This window comes from uncultured Enterovirga sp. (assembly GCF_964242715.1).
Taxonomy (GTDB): domain Bacteria; phylum Pseudomonadota; class Alphaproteobacteria; order Rhizobiales; family Beijerinckiaceae; genus Enterovirga.
Genome location: NZ_CAXTAZ010000003.1, coordinates 34,131 through 51,309 on the forward strand (window position 1 = coordinate 34,131; position 17,179 = coordinate 51,309).

The 17,179-nt window shown below is 70.4% G+C and carries 9 protein-coding genes; 1 reads left to right on the forward strand and 8 read right to left on the reverse strand.

What is annotated here, in order from left to right:
* Positions 1–18: 18 nt before the first annotated feature.
* The 5 genes from addA to ahcY all read right to left on the reverse strand — a co-directional run bounded on the left by addA (position 19) and on the right by ahcY (position 13,253).
* Positions 19–3,465, reverse strand: coding sequence for a double-strand break repair helicase AddA (addA, locus tag ACFE87_RS02590; protein WP_375458048.1), 3,447 nt, complete (start codon positions 3,463–3,465; stop codon positions 19–21).
* The gene (addB, locus tag ACFE87_RS02595) at positions 3,462–6,710 is read right to left on the reverse strand and encodes a double-strand break repair protein AddB (RefSeq protein WP_375458049.1); all 3,249 of its coding nucleotides are present in this window, start codon (positions 6,708–6,710) and stop codon (positions 3,462–3,464) included. Before addB ends, addA begins: the two co-directional genes overlap by 4 nt.
* Positions 6,711–6,722: 12 nt before the next feature.
* Positions 6,723–9,053 (reverse strand): tRNA (adenosine(37)-N6)-threonylcarbamoyltransferase complex ATPase subunit type 1 TsaE, encoded by a 2,331-nt coding sequence (tsaE, locus tag ACFE87_RS02600; RefSeq protein ID WP_375458050.1) that lies wholly within the window; start codon positions 9,051–9,053, stop codon positions 6,723–6,725.
* On the reverse strand, positions 9,050–11,608 hold the full coding sequence (locus ACFE87_RS02605) for a PAS-domain containing protein (RefSeq protein ID WP_375458051.1): 2,559 nt from the start codon (positions 11,606–11,608) through the stop codon (positions 9,050–9,052). The genes tsaE and ACFE87_RS02605 overlap by 4 nt, the downstream gene beginning before the upstream one ends.
* A 217-nt stretch (positions 11,609–11,825) precedes the next feature.
* Positions 11,826–13,253, reverse strand: a complete 1,428-nt coding sequence (gene ahcY / locus ACFE87_RS02610) for an adenosylhomocysteinase (RefSeq protein ID WP_375458174.1) — start codon at positions 13,251–13,253, stop codon at positions 11,826–11,828.
* A gap of 156 nt (positions 13,254–13,409) precedes the next feature.
* On the opposite strand from ahcY, the gene ACFE87_RS02615 reads away from it, so the two are divergent.
* Positions 13,410–14,096: a gamma-glutamylcyclotransferase gene (locus ACFE87_RS02615; RefSeq protein WP_375458052.1), complete on the forward strand. Its 687-nt coding sequence runs from the start codon at positions 13,410–13,412 to the stop codon at positions 14,094–14,096.
* Positions 14,097–14,112: 16 nt separating this feature from the next.
* Here ACFE87_RS02615 and ubiA read toward each other — a convergent pair whose 3' ends face one another.
* The 3 genes from ubiA to ACFE87_RS02630 all read right to left on the reverse strand — a co-directional run bounded on the left by ubiA (position 14,113) and on the right by ACFE87_RS02630 (position 17,151).
* The gene (gene ubiA / locus ACFE87_RS02620) at positions 14,113–15,060 is read right to left on the reverse strand and encodes a 4-hydroxybenzoate octaprenyltransferase (protein ID WP_375458053.1); all 948 of its coding nucleotides are present in this window, start codon (positions 15,058–15,060) and stop codon (positions 14,113–14,115) included.
* Positions 15,061–15,148: 88 nt separating this feature from the next.
* Complete coding sequence (locus ACFE87_RS02625; protein ID WP_375458054.1) at positions 15,149–16,162, reverse strand: peptidoglycan -binding protein; 1,014 nt, start codon at positions 16,160–16,162, stop codon at positions 15,149–15,151.
* The gene (locus tag ACFE87_RS02630) at positions 16,162–17,151 is read right to left on the reverse strand and encodes a MotA/TolQ/ExbB proton channel family protein (protein WP_375458055.1); all 990 of its coding nucleotides are present in this window, start codon (positions 17,149–17,151) and stop codon (positions 16,162–16,164) included. Before ACFE87_RS02630 ends, ACFE87_RS02625 begins: the two co-directional genes overlap by 1 nt.
* Between the last annotated feature and the right edge of the window lie 28 nt (positions 17,152–17,179).

The window sequence follows — 17,179 nt, forward strand, 5'->3', positions numbered from 1 at the left end:
GAACGCGGCTCGTGCGGGTCAAGGAAGCCCGGCCAGGGCTAACCGGAGGGCACCGGCAAGCGTCTCACCGTCGGGTTCGACGATGGTTGGCCCGTCTGTCCAGACGAGCAGGGCCCGGACAGGCCGATCCGGATGGATCGCGGCCAGAAGCGTGCGGTAGATCGCGAGCTGCGCGAGATAGGTCGGCGACACCGCTCCGTCCGCGGGCGGCGCACCCGTCTTCAGGTCGGCCACCAGGATCTCGGACGGCCCGATCCAGAGCCGGTCCATCTGGCCCGTGACCGAGCGCTCATGGCCAGCGGACCCGATCAGACCGGAGATCGCGACCTCGCCGCGCGAACCCGGGCCGAACAAGGCGGCGAGGCGCGGTTCGCCCAGAACCCGCAGGGCATCGGCCACGACCCGCTCTCGACCTGCCGAAGCGAGAGCCGGAGCGCGCGCCGCGAGCCAGGGCTCCGCGGCAGCCCCACGCTCCCGCTCGTGCAGGAGCGCGAGCGCATCCACGAGGGCATGGACCAGGATGCCGTGCCGTCGCGCGTCCGAGCGCCGGGTCGCCGACCAACGGGAGGGTACAGGCCGATCTGCCGCGGCGAGCGCGCCGGATGGCCGAAGCGGCGGCGCCGGTTCGGGCTCCGGCTCGGCCGGCTGGTGCAGCCAGGCCGGGACGTCCAGCTCCGGCAAAGATGACGCCGGCCGAGGCTCCGCCGCCGGGCCGACCGCGTCGCGCCAGAGATCGACGATGCCGTAGGGCATCTCGGTCCGGTGGAGGGCGCGGGTCGCGTCCTCGAAGCCGCGCCGGACCATGGCGCACCAGGCTTCCGGCGGCTCCTTGCCGCGCGGGGTCGTGAAGGGCGCAATGACGAGCCTGTCCCGCGCCCGTGTCAGGGCCACGTAGAGGAGCCGGTTATGCTCCTCGCGGCCCTGCGCCTGGAGCGCGGCCCGAGCGGCTGCGACCGAAGGCGGGTCGCTTGCCTTGTCGGCGACCCAGACCGGGATCGGCTCGCCACCCGGAGCCGGCACGCCGATCAGCTCCGGGTCCCGTCCGGCCACGTCGCACCCGTCCAGCACCACGACGAGCGGCGCCTCCAGACCCTTCGCGCCGTGAACCGTCATGACCCGGACCTGATCGCCCGCCGCCTCGGGGTCGCGCTTGATGACATGCTCGGCCGCCTCGAACCCGGCCAGGAAGGCGGTCAGCGACGGCGCCTCCCCGCCTTTCTCCGCATTGGCCGCCCGGCACAGGAAGACGTCGATGGCGTCCGCAGCCTCGCCGCCGAGTCGTTCCACCAGTCGGCGCCGCCCGCCGCCCGGTCCGAGGAGGGTGGCGTAGAAGCCGAAGGGGCCGTGCCCGCGGGCCAGTTCGCGCCATCCAGCCACTGCCTCGTGCCCGTTGCGAGCGCCGGCGTCGCCGGGCGCCATCCGAGCCAAGGCGTCCGCGAGCGACTCGCCCTCCTCGCGATCGCCCGCGATGCGGATCAGGTCGTCGTCGTCGAGGCCGACGAGCGGCGATTTCAGCACGGCCGCGAGGACGAGATCGTTCCCAGGCAGCAAGGCCGCCTGCCCGGCCGCCACGAGATCCGAGATCGCGATGTGCTCGTTGATGTCGATCCGGTCGGCACCGGCGACCGGGACGCCGGCCGCCTTCAGGGCCCGGATCACGGCGAAGAAGGCCGGCCCCCGCTTCCGGGCCAGGATCAGGATGTCGCCCGGATGCCAGATGCGGCCCGTCTCGGCATCGGGCCGCGTCGTCCAGCAGCGCACGGCCTCGGCGACGCGCGAGGCGACCTTCACGGCCGGCATGGTCCGTTCCGGCTCGTCGACCGGGAGCGCCCAGGCATCCGGGTCCGGATCGGCCTCGCCCGGAAGCTCGGTCGGCCAGATCTCGACATGGCCGTGCGCTGCCCGGCGCGCGCTCGAATGGGCGGTCCCGGTCACGGCGTCGTCGAAGGAGAGCCCCTGGAAATGGGAGGCGACCCGGAAGGTGTCGTCGACCGCGCCCAGGATCGCCGGCGCCGACCGGAAGGAGACGTCGAGTTGCACATCCACGAAGCGCAGCCGCGCCGCGTCGTGCCGGCTTCGCCAATGCTGCCGGCTCTCCTCGAAAAGGCGCGGATCCGCACCCTGGAAGGAGTAGATCGACTGTTTCGGGTCGCCGACGGCGAAGACGGTCCGGGGCGTGCTCGCGGGCCGGCCCTCGCCGGCCGTGAACTCCTCGGTGAGGTGACGCAGGATTTGCCACTGTTCCGGATTGGTGTCCTGCGCCTCGTCGACCAGGACATGATCGATGCCACGATCGAGCTTGTAGAGGATCCAGGGCGCGGCCCCGCGCTGGAAGAGCTGCAGCGTCTTCGAGATCAGGTCGGCGAAATCGAGCGCCCCGAGCCGCCGCTTGAGCTCGACCGTCTTCGCCCGCACCGCGCCTGCCAGCGTATAGAGCGCGACGGTCCGCTCCAGCGCGGCGGCGGCGCAGAGCCGCTCCGAGAGATCCACGATCCGGGCCTGTTCGGCCAGCATCCGGTCCTTCACCTCGGCCGGCACGAACTTGGTCAGCATGCTGGCCCGGGCCCGGCCCTCGGTGAGGAAGACCGAGCTGTATTCCACGTAGCAGCCGGCCGGGTCTGCGGTGGCGGCGGCGCGATCGAGCGAGTCGGCCCGCTTGCCGTCGGTCGCCTTGCCGGCCGCCCGGATGGCTGCCGCGAGCGCCGGCCATTCCGAGGCCGGGATGCCATCCTCGATCACCCGGCGGCGGATGGCGTCGGGGGTCTCGCCGGGTGCGAGCGCCAGTTCGATCCTGAGCCGCTCGGCCGCGTCCCCGATCTCGTCAGGATCGCCCGGCACGCGCGGATCCGCGACGGCGATGTCGACGAGCCTCGTCATCGCCTCGCCCGAGGCCTGGGCGGAGACGATGTCGAGCGCGCGGGCGAGGTCGGCCCGGCCTTCGCCGCCCGTGATGGCCTCGGTCAGGATCGCGGCCCGGGCCTCGGCCCGCAGTTCGGCGGCCTGGCCATCGTCCAGCACGGCGAAGCGCGAGGGCACTTCGGCCTCGAAGGGGACGAGGTGGAGGACGCGCTCGCAGAAGGCGTGGATGGTCTCGATCTTGAGCCCGCCCGGCGTCTCGACGGCGCGGGCGAAGAGACGTCGCGCCTCGGCCAGGATCTGCCGGCCGGCGCGTTCGCCGGTCAGGTCGGCGAGTTCCACGCCGAGCCTGGCATCGTCCATCGTGACCCAGGCGCCGAGCTTGTCGAAGACCCGGATCGTCATCTCGGCGGCAGCCGCCTTGGTGAAGGTGAGGCACAGGATACGGGCCGGCGGCGTGCCGGCGAGCATCAGCCGGATCACCCGGTCGGTCAGGACCTTGGTCTTGCCGGCCCCGGCATTGGCGGAAACCCAGACGGAGGCGGCCGGGTCCGCGGCCCGGCGCTGCCGCAGCCGGGTCTCGTCCGGAACCAGGAGGTCGGCGCTCATGCCTCGCTGTCCCCGCCATCCGTCACCGACCATTCGCCGACGCGGGCGAGGTGGTCGTAGCTGGAGAAGCGCCGCGCATACTGAGCGTAGGGGCGGGACATGTAACCTGCCCCTTCCTCGGCATAGAGCCGTGCGAGCCGGGTCAGGCCGGCGAGATGATCGTCGACCATCTCGGCCAGGGACTTCCCGTCCTTTGGTTTGATCTCCTGCGCTTTCAGCCGGTCGCGCCCGCCGAGCTTGACGTAGAGGAGATCCGGAACGGGGATCGCCGCGAGAACGCCGTCGAAGCCGCCGGCCTGCAACATGGCGGCTTCGAGCGTCAGCTGGGGCGAGAAGCCGATCTGCACCTCCTTCACCGAGGGCATCCGGCCCGACTTGTAATCCACGATGGTGGCCTGCCCGCGGTCCGAAATCTCGATCCGATCGGCGAGCCCTCGCACGCTCAGCGGCTCGCCCGAGGCGAGCGGGATGTCGAGCCGGCCATATTTCTCGGCATCAAGGCCGGCCAGCCCGGCGCGGCGCTCCTCCTCCCAGGCGAGGTAGCGCGGCACGATGCGCTCGAATTCCGGCACCCAGAGCGCGTAGAGCTCCGGATAGGCGAGCTGGAGCGGCGCGAAGGCGTCGAGCGCGCGCTGGAGGAGGTCGTCGCGCGCATGGGCCGGGAGCGCGCCCGGATAGGCCGCCGCGAAGCTGGCCAGGATCTCGTGCAGGATCGTGCCACGATCGCCCAGCGAGGGACGGGTCGCGACGGGATCGAGCGCCGACAGCTTGAGGATATGCCGGGCATAGATCGCGTAGGGATCGCGCACCAGCGTCTCGATCTCGGTGACGCTGAGCCGGCGCGGGAAGCGCTCGGCGCCGGGCTGCGGCGCGGGCCGCCGGAGCGGCACGACGGCCCGCGGCCGGTCGAGCGCTGCGCCGAGATGCAGGAAGCGACCGCCGCGCCGGGTCATGGCCGACCAGGACGGCTCGCCCGCGAAGGCCTTCAGGCGTTCGAGGAAGCGCGACGGCACCGTCGGCTTGCCGTCCCGCTTGCGCGCGCGCGTCATGACCACGTCGGCGCAGCCGAGCGCCTGCGCGAAATCATGCGCGGATTGCCCGATCCGCCGCTCCGGCGGAGAGAGGCCGAGGGCCAGCCGCATGGGCCGGTTGAGGAGGGAGTCGGTCTCCGGAACCGGCGGCCAGATTCCCTCGTCGAGTCCGCCGAGGACGACCCGGTCGATGTCGAGAAGCCGGGCCTCGAGCAGGCCGAGGATGCGGATGCGCCGATGCGCGGCCCGGGCCTCCGGCGCGAGAAGCCGCTCGCGCGCCAGGACCAGGAAGAAGGCCGGATAATCCGCGAAGCCGCCCACCACGGCATGCTCCCGCCCGGCCGAGAGGGCGAGATCGTCGAACAGGTCGAGCAGCGCCGAGAGGCCGTGCAGGTCGGGCGCCTCCGTCCCGGAGGCCGGCTCGGTCAGGGCCGCAATCGTGTCCGCGTGCCGGGATGCGAGGGCGGCGAGGTCGACGGTGTTGTCCGGTGACGTTGAGCCGTCCTGCGTGCTTCGAGGCTCGCCTTCGGCGAGCACCTCAGCATGAGGAATTGGGTGGATTTCACGACGGTCCTCATCCTGAGGTGCCCCGCGCAGCGGGGCCTCGAAGGACGCACCACGCTCGAGCGCTTCCCCGGCAGACTCAACGAAGCCGGCGAAAGCGCTTTTCAGCCGCTGCACGATGTCGCCGGCCGCCTTCCAGTCGCTTTCTGACAGGGATTGGCGCGGCAGCGGGTCGTGGGGGCCGAGTTCGTCGTGCCGGAGCGCGAGGGCTGCCGCGATTCCGTCGAGGCCGGGCCGGGGCGCGGGTCCCCGGAGCGCGCCGATCTCGAGGGCGGCGGCGGCACGCTCGACCTCCTCGCGGGCGAGGCCAAGGGTCACGGCCGGGTGGGCGAGCAGGGCCAGGACCCGGACGGGGTGGAAGTCGAGCGCTACGGCCTCTGCCGCGAGACGGGCGAGGCGGCCGGCCGGGCTGTCGCCGAGCGGCAGGCCGGCCGAATCCTCGACCTCGACGCCCCAGCGTCCGAGTTCCGCGGAGACGCGCCGGGCGAGGCCACGATCCGGCGTCACGAGGGCCGCGATCCGGCCCGGGCTTGCCAGGGTCTCGCGCAAGGCGATCGCGATGGCGAGGCCCTCCTCGCGCTCGTCCGCCGCTTCGACCAGGGCGAGTCCGGCCGTGCCGGCCTCCGCGACAGCCTGACGGTCGGCCGGCACGAGCGCGGCCCAGCTGTCGGTCGTCTCGGCCGGCCGCATCACCTCGGAGACGAGCCGGCGCCGCATTTCCGCGGGCGCAGCCGCGGGGTGCGCGGGACCCAGGATGCGGACGGCTTCGCGTCCGACCCGGAGATGGTCGTGCAGGAGCCGCCGCATCATGAATTGCGGGTGGCCCCAGATCGGATCGGCCGATGCCGGACCGCCCTCGCCTCCCCCGATCGAATCCCAGGCGGCGGGGTCGAGATGCGTGTCGAGGCCGGGCAGGACCACGGCGCCCGTCGGCAGCCGGGCGATGGCGGCGAGGAGCCGGGCCGTCGCCGGGACGGAGCCGGTCGAGCCGGCCGCAATCACGGGTCCCCTCGGCGGGAAAGCCGCGAGTCGGTCGGCATCGGCCCCGAGCGCGTCATGCTGGTGGCGGGCCGGATCGCTCGCGCTCCGGATCGCCAGGATCTGCGGCCATTCCTCATGCGCGATCCGGACGAAGCGGAGCGTCAGGGCGAAATAGGTGGAGAAGTCGGTCTCGACCGCCTGCTGCAGAGCCTCCCAGGGCACGCCCTCGGTCGCGAGCGCGTCCATCAGCCCCTCGAGGTCACCGGCGAGCGCGACGGCATCGGCCGGAGAACCCGCGAGTTCCTCGGGCCGGTCGGCCCGGGCGGCCCAGGCCTGGACGAGCCGGGCAAGGATCAGCCGGCGCTCGAGTGCGGTGAGCGGCGGCCGTGCGCCCGACGCGGAGAGCGCGGCCGCGTCTCCGTCCTGCTCGCCGAGCGGGACGATGCGGGGCATCAGCGCGGCGCGACCCGCCGCCCGGTCGGCGAGGAGCGCGGTCAGGGCGCGCCCGGCCCGCCGGGTCGGCAGGTAGATGGTGGCGTCGGCGAGTTCGGCGCCCTTGGGCCAGCCGTCCGTCAGGCGGCCGTCGAGCAAAGCATCGGCCAGGGTGGCAAGAAACGGCGTGCCGGCCGGGATGGTGAAGACGCGGGCCTCGCCCGCTCGCGCGGTCAAGACTGGCCGGTCCTAACCGGCCGCGGCGAGGCGCTCCTCGGCGGCCCGGATCGCCTCCGGAGTTCCCACATGCAGCCACTCGCCATCGAGTTGGAGACCATAAAGCCGATCGGCGGCGATCGCACGATCGAAGAGGAGGTTCAGCGAAAAGGCGCCGTCCGGCGTGTCGGCGAAGGATGCGGCCTTCAGGATCGCGACGCCCGCATAGACGTTCGGCGCGACCCCTCCGGGCTGCCGGCGGGTGAGGCGGCCGTCCGGATCGGCGTCGAAATCGCCCGCGCCGTCATAGCCCAGGCTGTCCCGGTCGGCGAGGAGAAGGAGCGCGTCCATCCGGTCCGGATCCCAGGCGGCGAGGAGGCGGCCGACATTGCCGGCGCCGAATTCCGTCCACAGGGAATCGGAGTTCATCACGAGGAATTCGGGCCCGAGGAGCGGAAGCGCCCGCTTCACGCCCCCGCCGGTCTCGAGCAACGCGTCGCGCTCGTCCGAGACAGTGATACGGAGGCCGTCCACGCCCGAGACATGCGCTTCGATCTGGTCGGCCAGATGGTGGACGTTGACGACGACCTTGGTGATCCCGCCCTCTCGCAAGCGGGCCAGCGCGTGGTCGATCAGCGCGCGCCCGCCGACCCGGACGAGAGGTTTCGGGCAGGTATCGGTGATCGGCCGCATGCGCTGGCCGAGACCGGCCGCCAGCACCATCGCGCTCAGGCCTTGCCCAACCGGAGGTTCCGGCGTCGGGCTGACGTGCGGACCGTCGTCGGCCGCCGGCTCGCCCGGAAAGAGCTGCGGGATGTTCGCCTGGTACCAGCCCTTCATCCGCGCGAGCGCCGGGTGTTCGAGGTTGCGGAGCAGGTAGGTCCGGATCCGGGGCAGGTGTTCGAGATATTGGGGCTTGCCGTCGCGCCGGTTCAGCCGGGCGAAGATCCCGAGGATCTTGGTCGCGCGCTGCGCGGCCATGATGGCGTAGGCCGTCGCGAAGGCGGCGGTGTCGAAGCCGGGCTCCGCCGCACGCCGCGCAGCGGCGTAGATGCCGAGGAGTTTCAGCTCCTGGTCGGGCGGCACGGTCACGCGAGCGTCTTGAAGAAGGGAGGCCACGTCATAGGCGGGAGACCCCAGGACCGCATCCTGGAAGTCGACCAGCCCGACCCGGGCCAGGCCCGACCGGTTGGCGAGCCAGATCAGGTTGGGCGAATGGTAGTCCCGCAAGATCCAGGTCTGCGGCCCGGCGACGATGTCGGCCAGCGCCTCGCGCCAGGCATGCACGAATTCGGCCCGAACGGAGCCCGAGGGTTCGGTTCCGACCACGTCTGGGCAATACCAGTCGATCAGCAGTTCGACCTCGATCAGCAGCGCGTCGATGTCGTAGGGCGGAAGCACATGATCGCGCTCGGGCCCGACCGGCAGTTCGGCGGGCAGGGACCGCCCGTGAAGCGAGGCGAGAAGGCGAGTCGCTTCAGCGTAGCGCTCGAGGATAGGGCCGTCCCCATCCACGACCGGCATGGTGCCGAGATCCTCGATGAGCAGCAGCCCGGCTTCCAGGTCTTCGGCCAGGATGCGGGGGGCGCTGAAACCCTGCGCTATCAATGCGCGATCCATCGCCGCGAAGGCGTGCACGCTCTCGGCCAGATGCGCGATCTGGCTATAGGGCCGGCCCCGCCGGACCGGCGGCCCATCCGGCCGGGGCGGCGAAATCATCAGAACGCCGCGCTTGCCCGACGGCTGCACGAGCCGCTCGTAGAGGCGGCTCGAAGCGTCGCCGCTCATCGGAAGACGGCGCGCTTCCGCCCAGCCGGCCGTCGCCAGGAGGCGATCGACGGCACGGCGGCGCCGCAACCGCTCGAGTAGCGGGCCCTCGCCCGATAGCAAGGCCCGCCGGCCCCCGGTTTCCGCGTCGATCTCGATGGCGACGTCCAGGCGCGGTCGGTCGAGCAGATGGGGCGCCCGTTCCGGCCATTCGACCAGGATCGCGGCCGTGTCCCGCCATTCCTCGAAGCCGAGCTCGACGAGGTCGTGCTCGCGCTCGATCCGGTAGAGGTCGACATGCACGACCGCGCCCTTCGGGCCGTCATAGCTCTGCACCAGTGTGAAGGTCGGGCTCGGCGCCTCGAGGTCGGGCTGGCCGAGACGCGCGCGCAGGATCGCCCGGGCGAGGCTCGTCTTGCCCGCCCCGATCTCACCATGCAGCGCGACGAGGTCCCCGGGTTCGAGCTCCTGGCCGATCCGGGCGCCGAGGACGATCGTCGCCTCCTCGTCGGCCAGGAACACGACCTCGCCGTCGGGCCCGGCCGGGCCGGGGAGCGCGGCCGGAGGCGCCTCCGCACCCGGATCCTCGACGCTCACGGCTCCTCGTCCGGCGGGATCGACGCGGCGAGCTGCTGCGAGGGCCGTCCGTCCGCCGGGAAGCGGCAGGTGACGGTGGTGCCGGCGCCGCGCTCGGAGACGAGCTCCACTCGCCCGCCATGCAGCTCGACGAAGGAGCGCACGATCGAGAGGCCGAGCCCGACGCCGCGATGGCTACTGCCCGCCGTGTGGCTTTCGAACCGGTCGAAGACCCGATCGCGCACATCCTGCGGAATGCCCCGGCCCTCGTCCGTGACGGCGATGATCACCTCGTCCTGCTCCTTGCGGGCGGAGACCCGGATCGTCTGCCCGGGCGAGGAGAAGCCGGCCGCGTTCGACATCAGGTTGTAGAGGATCTGGCGCACGCGCTTCGCGTCGCCCGAGAAGCTGCCGATGCCGGCCGGAACGTCGATCTGGAGGCGAAGCTTCGTCTCGTCCAGGCGGTCCTGGATACCGAGCGCGGCCGCCTCAATGGTCTGCAGGATGTCGACCCGCTCGTGGGCGAGCTCGATCGTCTCGGTGTCGATCGAGGCGAGGTCGAGGATGTCGTTGATGATCGCCAGCAGCGATCCCGACGAGCGCGTGATGTGACCGGTATATTCGCGCTGCCGCTCGTTCAACGGCCCGACGGTCTCGGCGCCGAGCAGTTCGGCGAAGCCGATGATGTTCGTAAGCGGCGAGCGGAGTTCGTAGGACACGTGATGCACGAACTCGTTGCGAAGCCGCCCGGCAAGTTCGAGCGCCTCGTTCCGCTCCGTGAGCGCCCGCTCGACATTCACGCTCGCGGTCACGTCGACGAAGGTGAGGAGCGTCGCGCCGTCCGGCAGCGGTTCGGCCGCGCAATCGAGCACCGACCCGTCCAGCCGCTCCATGCGGACGCCGGAACGCTCCCGCCTGTCGGACAGGCCCGAGACGGCGGAGACGAGGTCGCTCCAGGGGCCCTCGACCGGCGCGAGCCGTGTGCCGTGCTCGACCATCGCCTGGATATGGGGGGAGCCGTCCAGCATGGCCTGGTCGAGACGCCACAGATTCGCGAAGGCCCGATTGAACAGCTTGAGGCGTCCGTCCTGGCCGAACAGGGCGACGCCCTCGGCCAGGGTGTCGAGGGTCTCGCGCTGGACCTGGATCAGGGCGTTGACGCGAGACTCCAGATCCATTCGGTCGGAGACGTCGTCGAACAGGTAGGTCAGCCCCCCTTGCGGGCTCGGATTGGCGACGACCCGGAGCGTGCGGCGGTCCGGCAGGTGCCACCAGGTCTCGGTCGATTCGAGCGACCGGTAGGTCTCGAGGACGCTTGCCTTCCAGCTCCAGAAATCGGCCTGTTCGGGCAGGCGGCGCGCGGCGCGAAGCCGGTCCAGGATCTCGCCGTCGCTGGGATGGCCCTCGAGGAAGGCGGCGTCGAGCGACCAGAGCTGGCGATACGCGCTATTATGGAAGACGAGCCTCTGGCCGGAATCGAACATCGCGACCGCGATCGGCAGCTGATCCAGCATGCGAACATGCGCCTGCGTCTGAGAGGCGATCTCGGCCCGCAGCGCTTCGAGGTCGGAGACGTCCCGCGCGAGGCCGCCGGTCCGAACCCGGCCGGATACGCCGCCGGGACCGGATAGGCCGGAAAGCGGCGCCTCGGTGATGTCGAGCACGCGCCGGGACCCGGCCATGATGGCTGCAACCCGGGCGCGGAAGATCTCGCCGTCGGCGCAGCGCCGCGCGGCAGCCTCGCGCTCCTTGCGGTCCAGCAGCTCGAGCGAGCGCGCCGTCGCGACGTCGACGCTTCCGGCCTCGACCGCAGCGCAATACGCCCGGTTCGCCCATTCCAGGCCCCCAGCTTCGTTGCGAAGCCAGGCCGGTTCCTCGACCGCGTCGAGCAAGGCGCGCAGCCGGGCGAGTTCGTCCCTGGCCCGCAGAGCATCCGTCTCGGCGGACAGGCGGGCGGCCCGATCATCGGAAACGTCGCGGAGGCGAAGCACCGCCCGGCCGACGATCGTGCGACCCTCGCCCTCGACATAGGAGCCGGACGCGGTCTCGAGCGTCATCCGGAAGGCCTCGCCGCGCTCCCGCAGAACGGCGAGCGCGGCCTCGAACCGGCCCGCATCGGCGGCTGCGAGCCAGGACCCGAAGGCGAGGACGCGGCGGTAATTCGCACCTTCCCCGACCAGGGAGGGGTCGCCCTCCACGACCGGGTCGGCGCCGTTCCAGACGATCACGACCTGGCGCTCGGACCCGAGCAGAAACCCGGCCCGATCGTCGGCGCCACGAAGGCGCGCGAGTTCGAGCTCGTTCGCCCGCTCGCCGTCCTGCCAGCGTTGGCGCTCCTTCACATACATGATCGCGAGCGTCGTCGAGAAGATGATGATGCCGAGGAGGACGGACGACCCGATCGCGCTCCGGGTGTCGAAGAACGGAAGCTGCCCGAGCATGCCCCCGACCCCTGTCTCGGCCGACGCCTGGATCGGGCATGAGGCCAGGGCGATAGCGCCGCCGACCAACAGGCAGAGCGTCTGCAGACGCTGGCCGGACCGGTCGATGGCCGAGTTCCTGCGGGGACGGCCCATGTTGGGAATCGAAATCCTCGCGCGGCTCATCAAGCTGTGTCGATATGAGGGATGCGCGAGGACGAACTGACAACCGCGCCGCCCGAATCATAGCAGCTTAATGCCCCGCCGACTCCGCCCGAAAGGCGTTAACGGACGCTTTTGCCGGGCGGGACCCACGGGGCTCGCCCGGCGTGTCGGGGCCGCAACACCGGCCCCGTCCGCGGCTTTCAGACTCTCAGTAGCGGTAGTGGTCCGGCTTGAAGGGGCCGTTCTCGGACACGCCGATATAGGCCGCCTGGTCGGGCCGGAGCTTGGTCAGCTTCGCGCCGATCTTCTCGAGATGCAGGACCGCCACCTTCTCGTCGAGATGCTTCGGGAGCGTGTAGACGCGCTTCTCGTACTTGCCCGGATTGGTGAACAGCTCGATCTGGGCAAGCGTCTGGTTCGTGAACGAGGCGGACATGACGAAGGAGGGATGCCCCATCGCGTTGCCGAGATTCACGAGCCGCCCCTCCGAGAGAAGGATCATCCGCTTACCGTTCGGGAACTCGACCTCGTCGACCTGCGGCTTGATGTTGTCCCACTTGTAGTTCTTCAGGGCAGCGACCTGAATCTCGTTGTCGAAATGGCCGATGTTGCAGACGATCGCCCGGTCCTTCATGGCCCGCATATGCTCAATCGTGAGCACGTCCTTGTTGCCCGTCGCGGTGACGAAGATGTCGGCCCGCGGGGCGGCCTCTTCCATCGTGACGACCTCGTAGCCTTCCATCGCGGCCTGGAGCGCGCAGATGGGATCGACCTCGGAGACCATGACGCGGCAGCCGGCATTGCGGAGCGAAGCGGCCGAGCCTTTGCCGACGTCGCCGAAGCCCGCCACCATGGCGACCTTGCCGGCCATCATGACGTCGGTGCCGCGACGAATGCCGTCGACCAGCGATTCCCGGCAGCCATAGAGATTGTCGAATTTCGACTTCGTGACCGCGTCGTTGACGTTGATCGCCGGGAAGAGGAGCTTGCCCTCCTTCTCCATGACGTAGAGGCGGTGGACGCCGGTGGTGGTCTCTTCCGAGACGCCCTTGATCGCCTTGGCGAGTTCCGCGAACCAGCCCTTGGGCTTCTCGCCCAGCGTCTTCTTCAGAAGAGCGAAGAAGATTTCCTCCTCCTCGCTCTCCGGCTTGTCGAGGAAGGCCGTGTCGCCCTGTTCGGCCCGGAGCCCGAGATGGACGAACATGGTCGCGTCGCCGCCGTCGTCCAGGATCATGTTCGGCATGCCGCCGTCACCCCATTCGAAGAGCTTGCGGGTGTAGTCCCAGTAATCCTTCAGCGACTCGCCCTTGATGGCGAAGACCGGGACGCCGGCGGCCGCGATCGCGGCGGCGGCGTGATCCTGGGTCGAGTAGATGTTGCACGACACCCAGCGGATGTCGGCGCCCAGCGCCTTCAGCGTCTCGATGAGCACGCCGGTCTGGATGGTCATGTGCAGCGAGCCGGCGATCCGGGCGCCCTTCAAGGGCTGGCTCGGTCCATATTCGGTGCGGACCGACATAAGGCCCGGCATCTCGGTCTCGGCGATGTTGAGTTCCTTGCGGCCCCATCCGGCGAGGCCGATATCGGCCACGATGTAATCGCCCTGGGGCTCGGCTGTTCTCAACGGCTGCGACATGACCGGTCTGTCCATCTGGTTTCGGAGATGGCTCCGTCTACCATCGCCGGCCGCGGGAGGCAATCAACATATAAGGATGTCTTTATGTGTCGTCGGCGGGCGGCGAGACGTCGGCAAGCGGCTTGCACCGCCGCGGTGGGCGAGAGGTGACCTCAGGTGAGTGACGGCGGGACGCAGACAGGACGCGACGGCTTCGTCATCACGCGCGAGCGGCTGCGCGACGGGTCGCATCTCAGGGCGATCCGGGCGAGTGCGACGCCGGATTATACGGTCCGGTCGGACGAGGAGCTCGACGCCTCGCTCGACTCGACGCTCTCGGCGCACCCGGCCGGGCAGGACGTCTGGGTGTTCGGCTACGGCTCGCTCATGTGGAACCCCGCCTTCCTGCATGAGGAGCAGCGGCTCGGGACGGTCCGGGGCTGGCATCGCCGCTTTTGCCTTTGGCTGTCGCGCGGCCGCGGGTCGCCGGATTGCCGGGGGTTGATGCTGGCCCTTGACCGCGGCGGCGTCTGCCGCGGCATGGCGTTCCGGATCGCGGCGAAGCGCGGCCGGGAGGAACTGCTCCTCGTCTGGCGTCGCGAGATGCTGTCAGGCGCCTATCTGGCCCGCTGGGTCAGCGTCGAGACCGAGGCGGGACCCGTCCGGGCCGTCACCTTCGTGGCGAACCGCGCCCATGCCCGCTATTCCGGCCCCCTCTCGGAAGAGACCACGGCAGATCGCATCCGGGCGGCCGCCGGCGAACTCGGAACCTGCCTCGACTATTTCGACCGCACCGTCCTGGCGCTCCGGGCCTTCGGCATCCGGGACGCGGCGCTCACCCGCATCGAGGCTGCTCTGCGCTGAGCCGCGCTCCCACGGTTCAGCGCAGCAGCGCGTCCACCAGGAGGCCGGCGAAGAGAAGAGCGCCGGCATCGCGGTTCGACCGGAAGAGCATCAGGCACACATCCGGCCGGTCGGGATCGAGCCGCATCACCTGCCAGGCGAGATGGCCCGCGAAGGCGGCGAGGCCGAGCCAGCTCGGCCACCCTCCCCCGGCACCCAGGATCGCGACACCCAGGAGAAGGATGGTGGCGACGTAGAGCCCGGCGATGATGCGGCGGGAATGCCGCCCGAAGCTGCGGGAGGTCGAGCGGACGCCGATCACGGCATCGTCGCGCTGGTCCTGGTGGCCGTAGACGGTGTCGTAGCCGATCACCCAGGCGATCGACCCGAGATAGAGGATCGCGGCCGGCCAAGCGAGCGCCCCGAAGAGCGCGGCCCAACCCATGAGCGCGCCCCAGGCGAAGCAGAGGCCGAGGACGAATTGAGGGTAGCCCATGATCCGCTTCATCAACGGATAGACCGCGACGATGCCGAGCGAGGCGATTCCGAGTCCGATCGCGAAACCGTTGAACTGGATGAGGACCAGGAAGCCGACCAGCGATTGCAGGACGGCGAAGACGAGGGCGTGGCGCCTCCGGATCAGGCCCGAGGCGATGGGCCGTCCACGCGTGCGCTCGACGGCGGCATCGATGTCGCGGTCGAGGAGGTCGTTCCAGGTCGAACCAGCGCCCCGCATGACGAAGGCACCGACGAGGAAGAGCGCGAGATGCGCCGGGAGCTGCCGGGTCGAGCCGGCTGCGATGGCGGCGAGCGCCGCCGACCATTGGCAGGGCCACATCAGGAGCCAGGAGCCGATCGGCCGGTCATAGCGGGCCAGCCGCAGCCACGGTTTCAGGCGCTCGGACGCGAAGCGGTCGACCGCGTTCCGGGCCGGGGCATCGACGAGGGAGTCACTGCGACGGGGGGGAGCTATGTTGCCGCTCATCCCGGCGCAAGCCGGGATCCAGTCCCGTGAAAGAAGCTGGGTGCCGGCTTTCGCCGGCAGGAGCGGACCATCGCTCTCGCGCGCACCCTCAGCGCTCCGTGAGCTTCATCTCGATGCGCCGGTTGCGGCCATAGGCCTCGTCCGTGGTGCCGAGTTCGAGAGGCTGGAATTCGCCGAAGCCGGTAGCGCCGAGCCGCTGCGGCGGCAGGCCCTTGCCGACGAGATATTGGACGACGGAGATGGCGCGCGCCGAGGAGAGCGACCAGTTCGACGGAAAGGCGGCCGACTGAATCGGACGGGCGTCGGTATGGCCGTCGACCCGCAGGATCCAGGGGATGTCCGGCGGTATGTCCTTGGCGACGTCGAGGATCACGGCGGCGATCCGGTCGAGTTCGCCGTTCGCCTCGGGGCGAAGCTCCGCCCTCCCGGCCTGGAACAGGACTTCCGACTGCAGCACGAAGCGGTCCCCGACGATGCGGACGTCGCTGCGGTTGCCGAGCACCTGTCGAAGCCGGCCGAAGAAGTCCGACCGGTAGCGCGACAGCTCCTGCACGCGCTGCGCCAAGGCCACGTTGAGCCGGCTGCCCAGATCGGCGATGCGGGCCTGCGATTCGCGATCGCGAGTCTCCGAAGCGGAGAGGGCCTCCTCGAGCGCGGCGAGCTGCCGGCGCATGGCCATGATCTGCTGGTTCAGGAGGTCGATCGTGGCGTTGGCCCTGGACGTCGCGGCGCGTTCGGTGTCGATCGCGCTGCCGGCGGAGGTCGCCCGCTGGTCGGCGCCGGCCGTTCGATCGAGCTCGGCCTGCAACCGGCCCCGTTCGGAATCCCCCGCCTGGATCGTCGTGCGGAGCCCGTCGACCTGGTCCTGCAATTGCCGGCGGCCAGAACGTTCCAGGGCGAGGAGATCGGTCAATTCGGCCAGCTGCCGGTTCAGTCGATCGAGCACGGTGTCCCGCCCGGAAATCTCCCGTGCGAGGAAGAATTGTCCGAGCATGAAGATCGACAGCAGAAACACGATCGCGAGGACGAGCGTGGCGAGCGCGTCGACGAAGCCCGGCCAGTAATTCAGCGGCGCCCGGCGACCGGCGCGCAGCCCGGCCATCAGACGACCCGCTCGCGCCCGAGCCGCTCGATCATGGCCCGCATTTCCCGGTCACGCTCGACCTGAGCCTCGACCAGGGTGCGGACCACCTGCTGCTCGGAGCGCATATGCTGGACGGCGGCCTGCATGCTGTCGGCCAGGCTCGCGATCGCCTCAGCCGACCTGTCGCCGCTACCGCGGCCGACCGCATCGGCCAGACGGTTCAGCGCCGCCGCGACATCGGGCTGGGCGGCGGCCGGCTCACCGCCCTCGGAGGCGAAACCGAGCGCGTCGCCGGTCGTGGCGGTGGCGAGCCAATCCTCGAGCTCGGTGTAGAAGCGGTTTTGGGCCTGGCCGGCTTGGAGATCGAGAAAGCCAAGGACGAGCGATCCGGCGAGACCGAAGAGCGAGGCCGAGAACGAGATGCCCATGCCGGCCAGCGGGGCCGCAAGTGCTGTCTTGAGTTCGTCGAACAGGATCGAGGCCTCCGCCCCGGTCCGGAGCGAACCGATGATGCGACCGACCGAATTCACCGTGTCGATCAGGCCCCAGAACGTCCCGAGAAGGCCGAGGAAGACGAGGAGCCCGGCCAGGTAGCGCACGAGCTCGCGATTCTCGTCGAGCCGCGCCGAGATGGAATCGAGCATCGACCGCATGGTCGCGACCGACAGCGTCGCCCGCGAGCGGGGATCGCCGATCAGCGCGGCGACAGGCGCGAGGAGAAGAGGCGGCCGGGCGAGCGTCCGGCTGTTCGCGCCGCTGACATTGTTGACCCAGCGGATCTCGCGGAAGAGTCGGAACACCTGCCGGACCGCGAGCACGATGCCGACGCCGAGAACGCCGATGATCACGGCGTTGAGACCCGGATTGCCCAAGAAGGCGGTCAGAAGCTGGCGGTAGAGGACGAGGACCAGGAACCCGCACAGGATGAGGAAGACCGCCATCCGGACAAGATAGATCCGCGGCGAGGAGAGCGGCCGCACGTCCGGGATCGGCGAAGGGTTCAACATCGCTCAGCCAGTGTGGCCGGACCGCCGG

Bases quoted from the DNA above. Each gene is read 5' to 3' on its own strand.
- ACFE87_RS02630 (WP_375458055.1), bottom strand. From the start codon at position 17,151: ATGTTGAACCCTTCGCCGATCCCGGACGTGCGGCCGCTCTCCTCGCCG.
- ahcY (WP_375458174.1), bottom strand. From the start codon at position 13,253: ATGTCGCAGCCGTTGAGAACAGCCGAGCCCCAGGGCGATTACATCGTG.
- addA (WP_375458048.1), bottom strand. From the start codon at position 3,465: ATGAGCGCCGACCTCCTGGTTCCGGACGAGACCCGGCTGCGGCAGCGC.
- ACFE87_RS02625 (WP_375458054.1), bottom strand. From the start codon at position 16,162: ATGGCCGGGCTGCGCGCCGGTCGCCGGGCGCCGCTGAATTACTGGCCG.
- ACFE87_RS02605 (WP_375458051.1), bottom strand. From the start codon at position 11,608: ATGGGCCGTCCCCGCAGGAACTCGGCCATCGACCGGTCCGGCCAGCGT.
- ubiA (WP_375458053.1), bottom strand. From the start codon at position 15,060: ATGAGCGGCAACATAGCTCCCCCCCGTCGCAGTGACTCCCTCGTCGAT.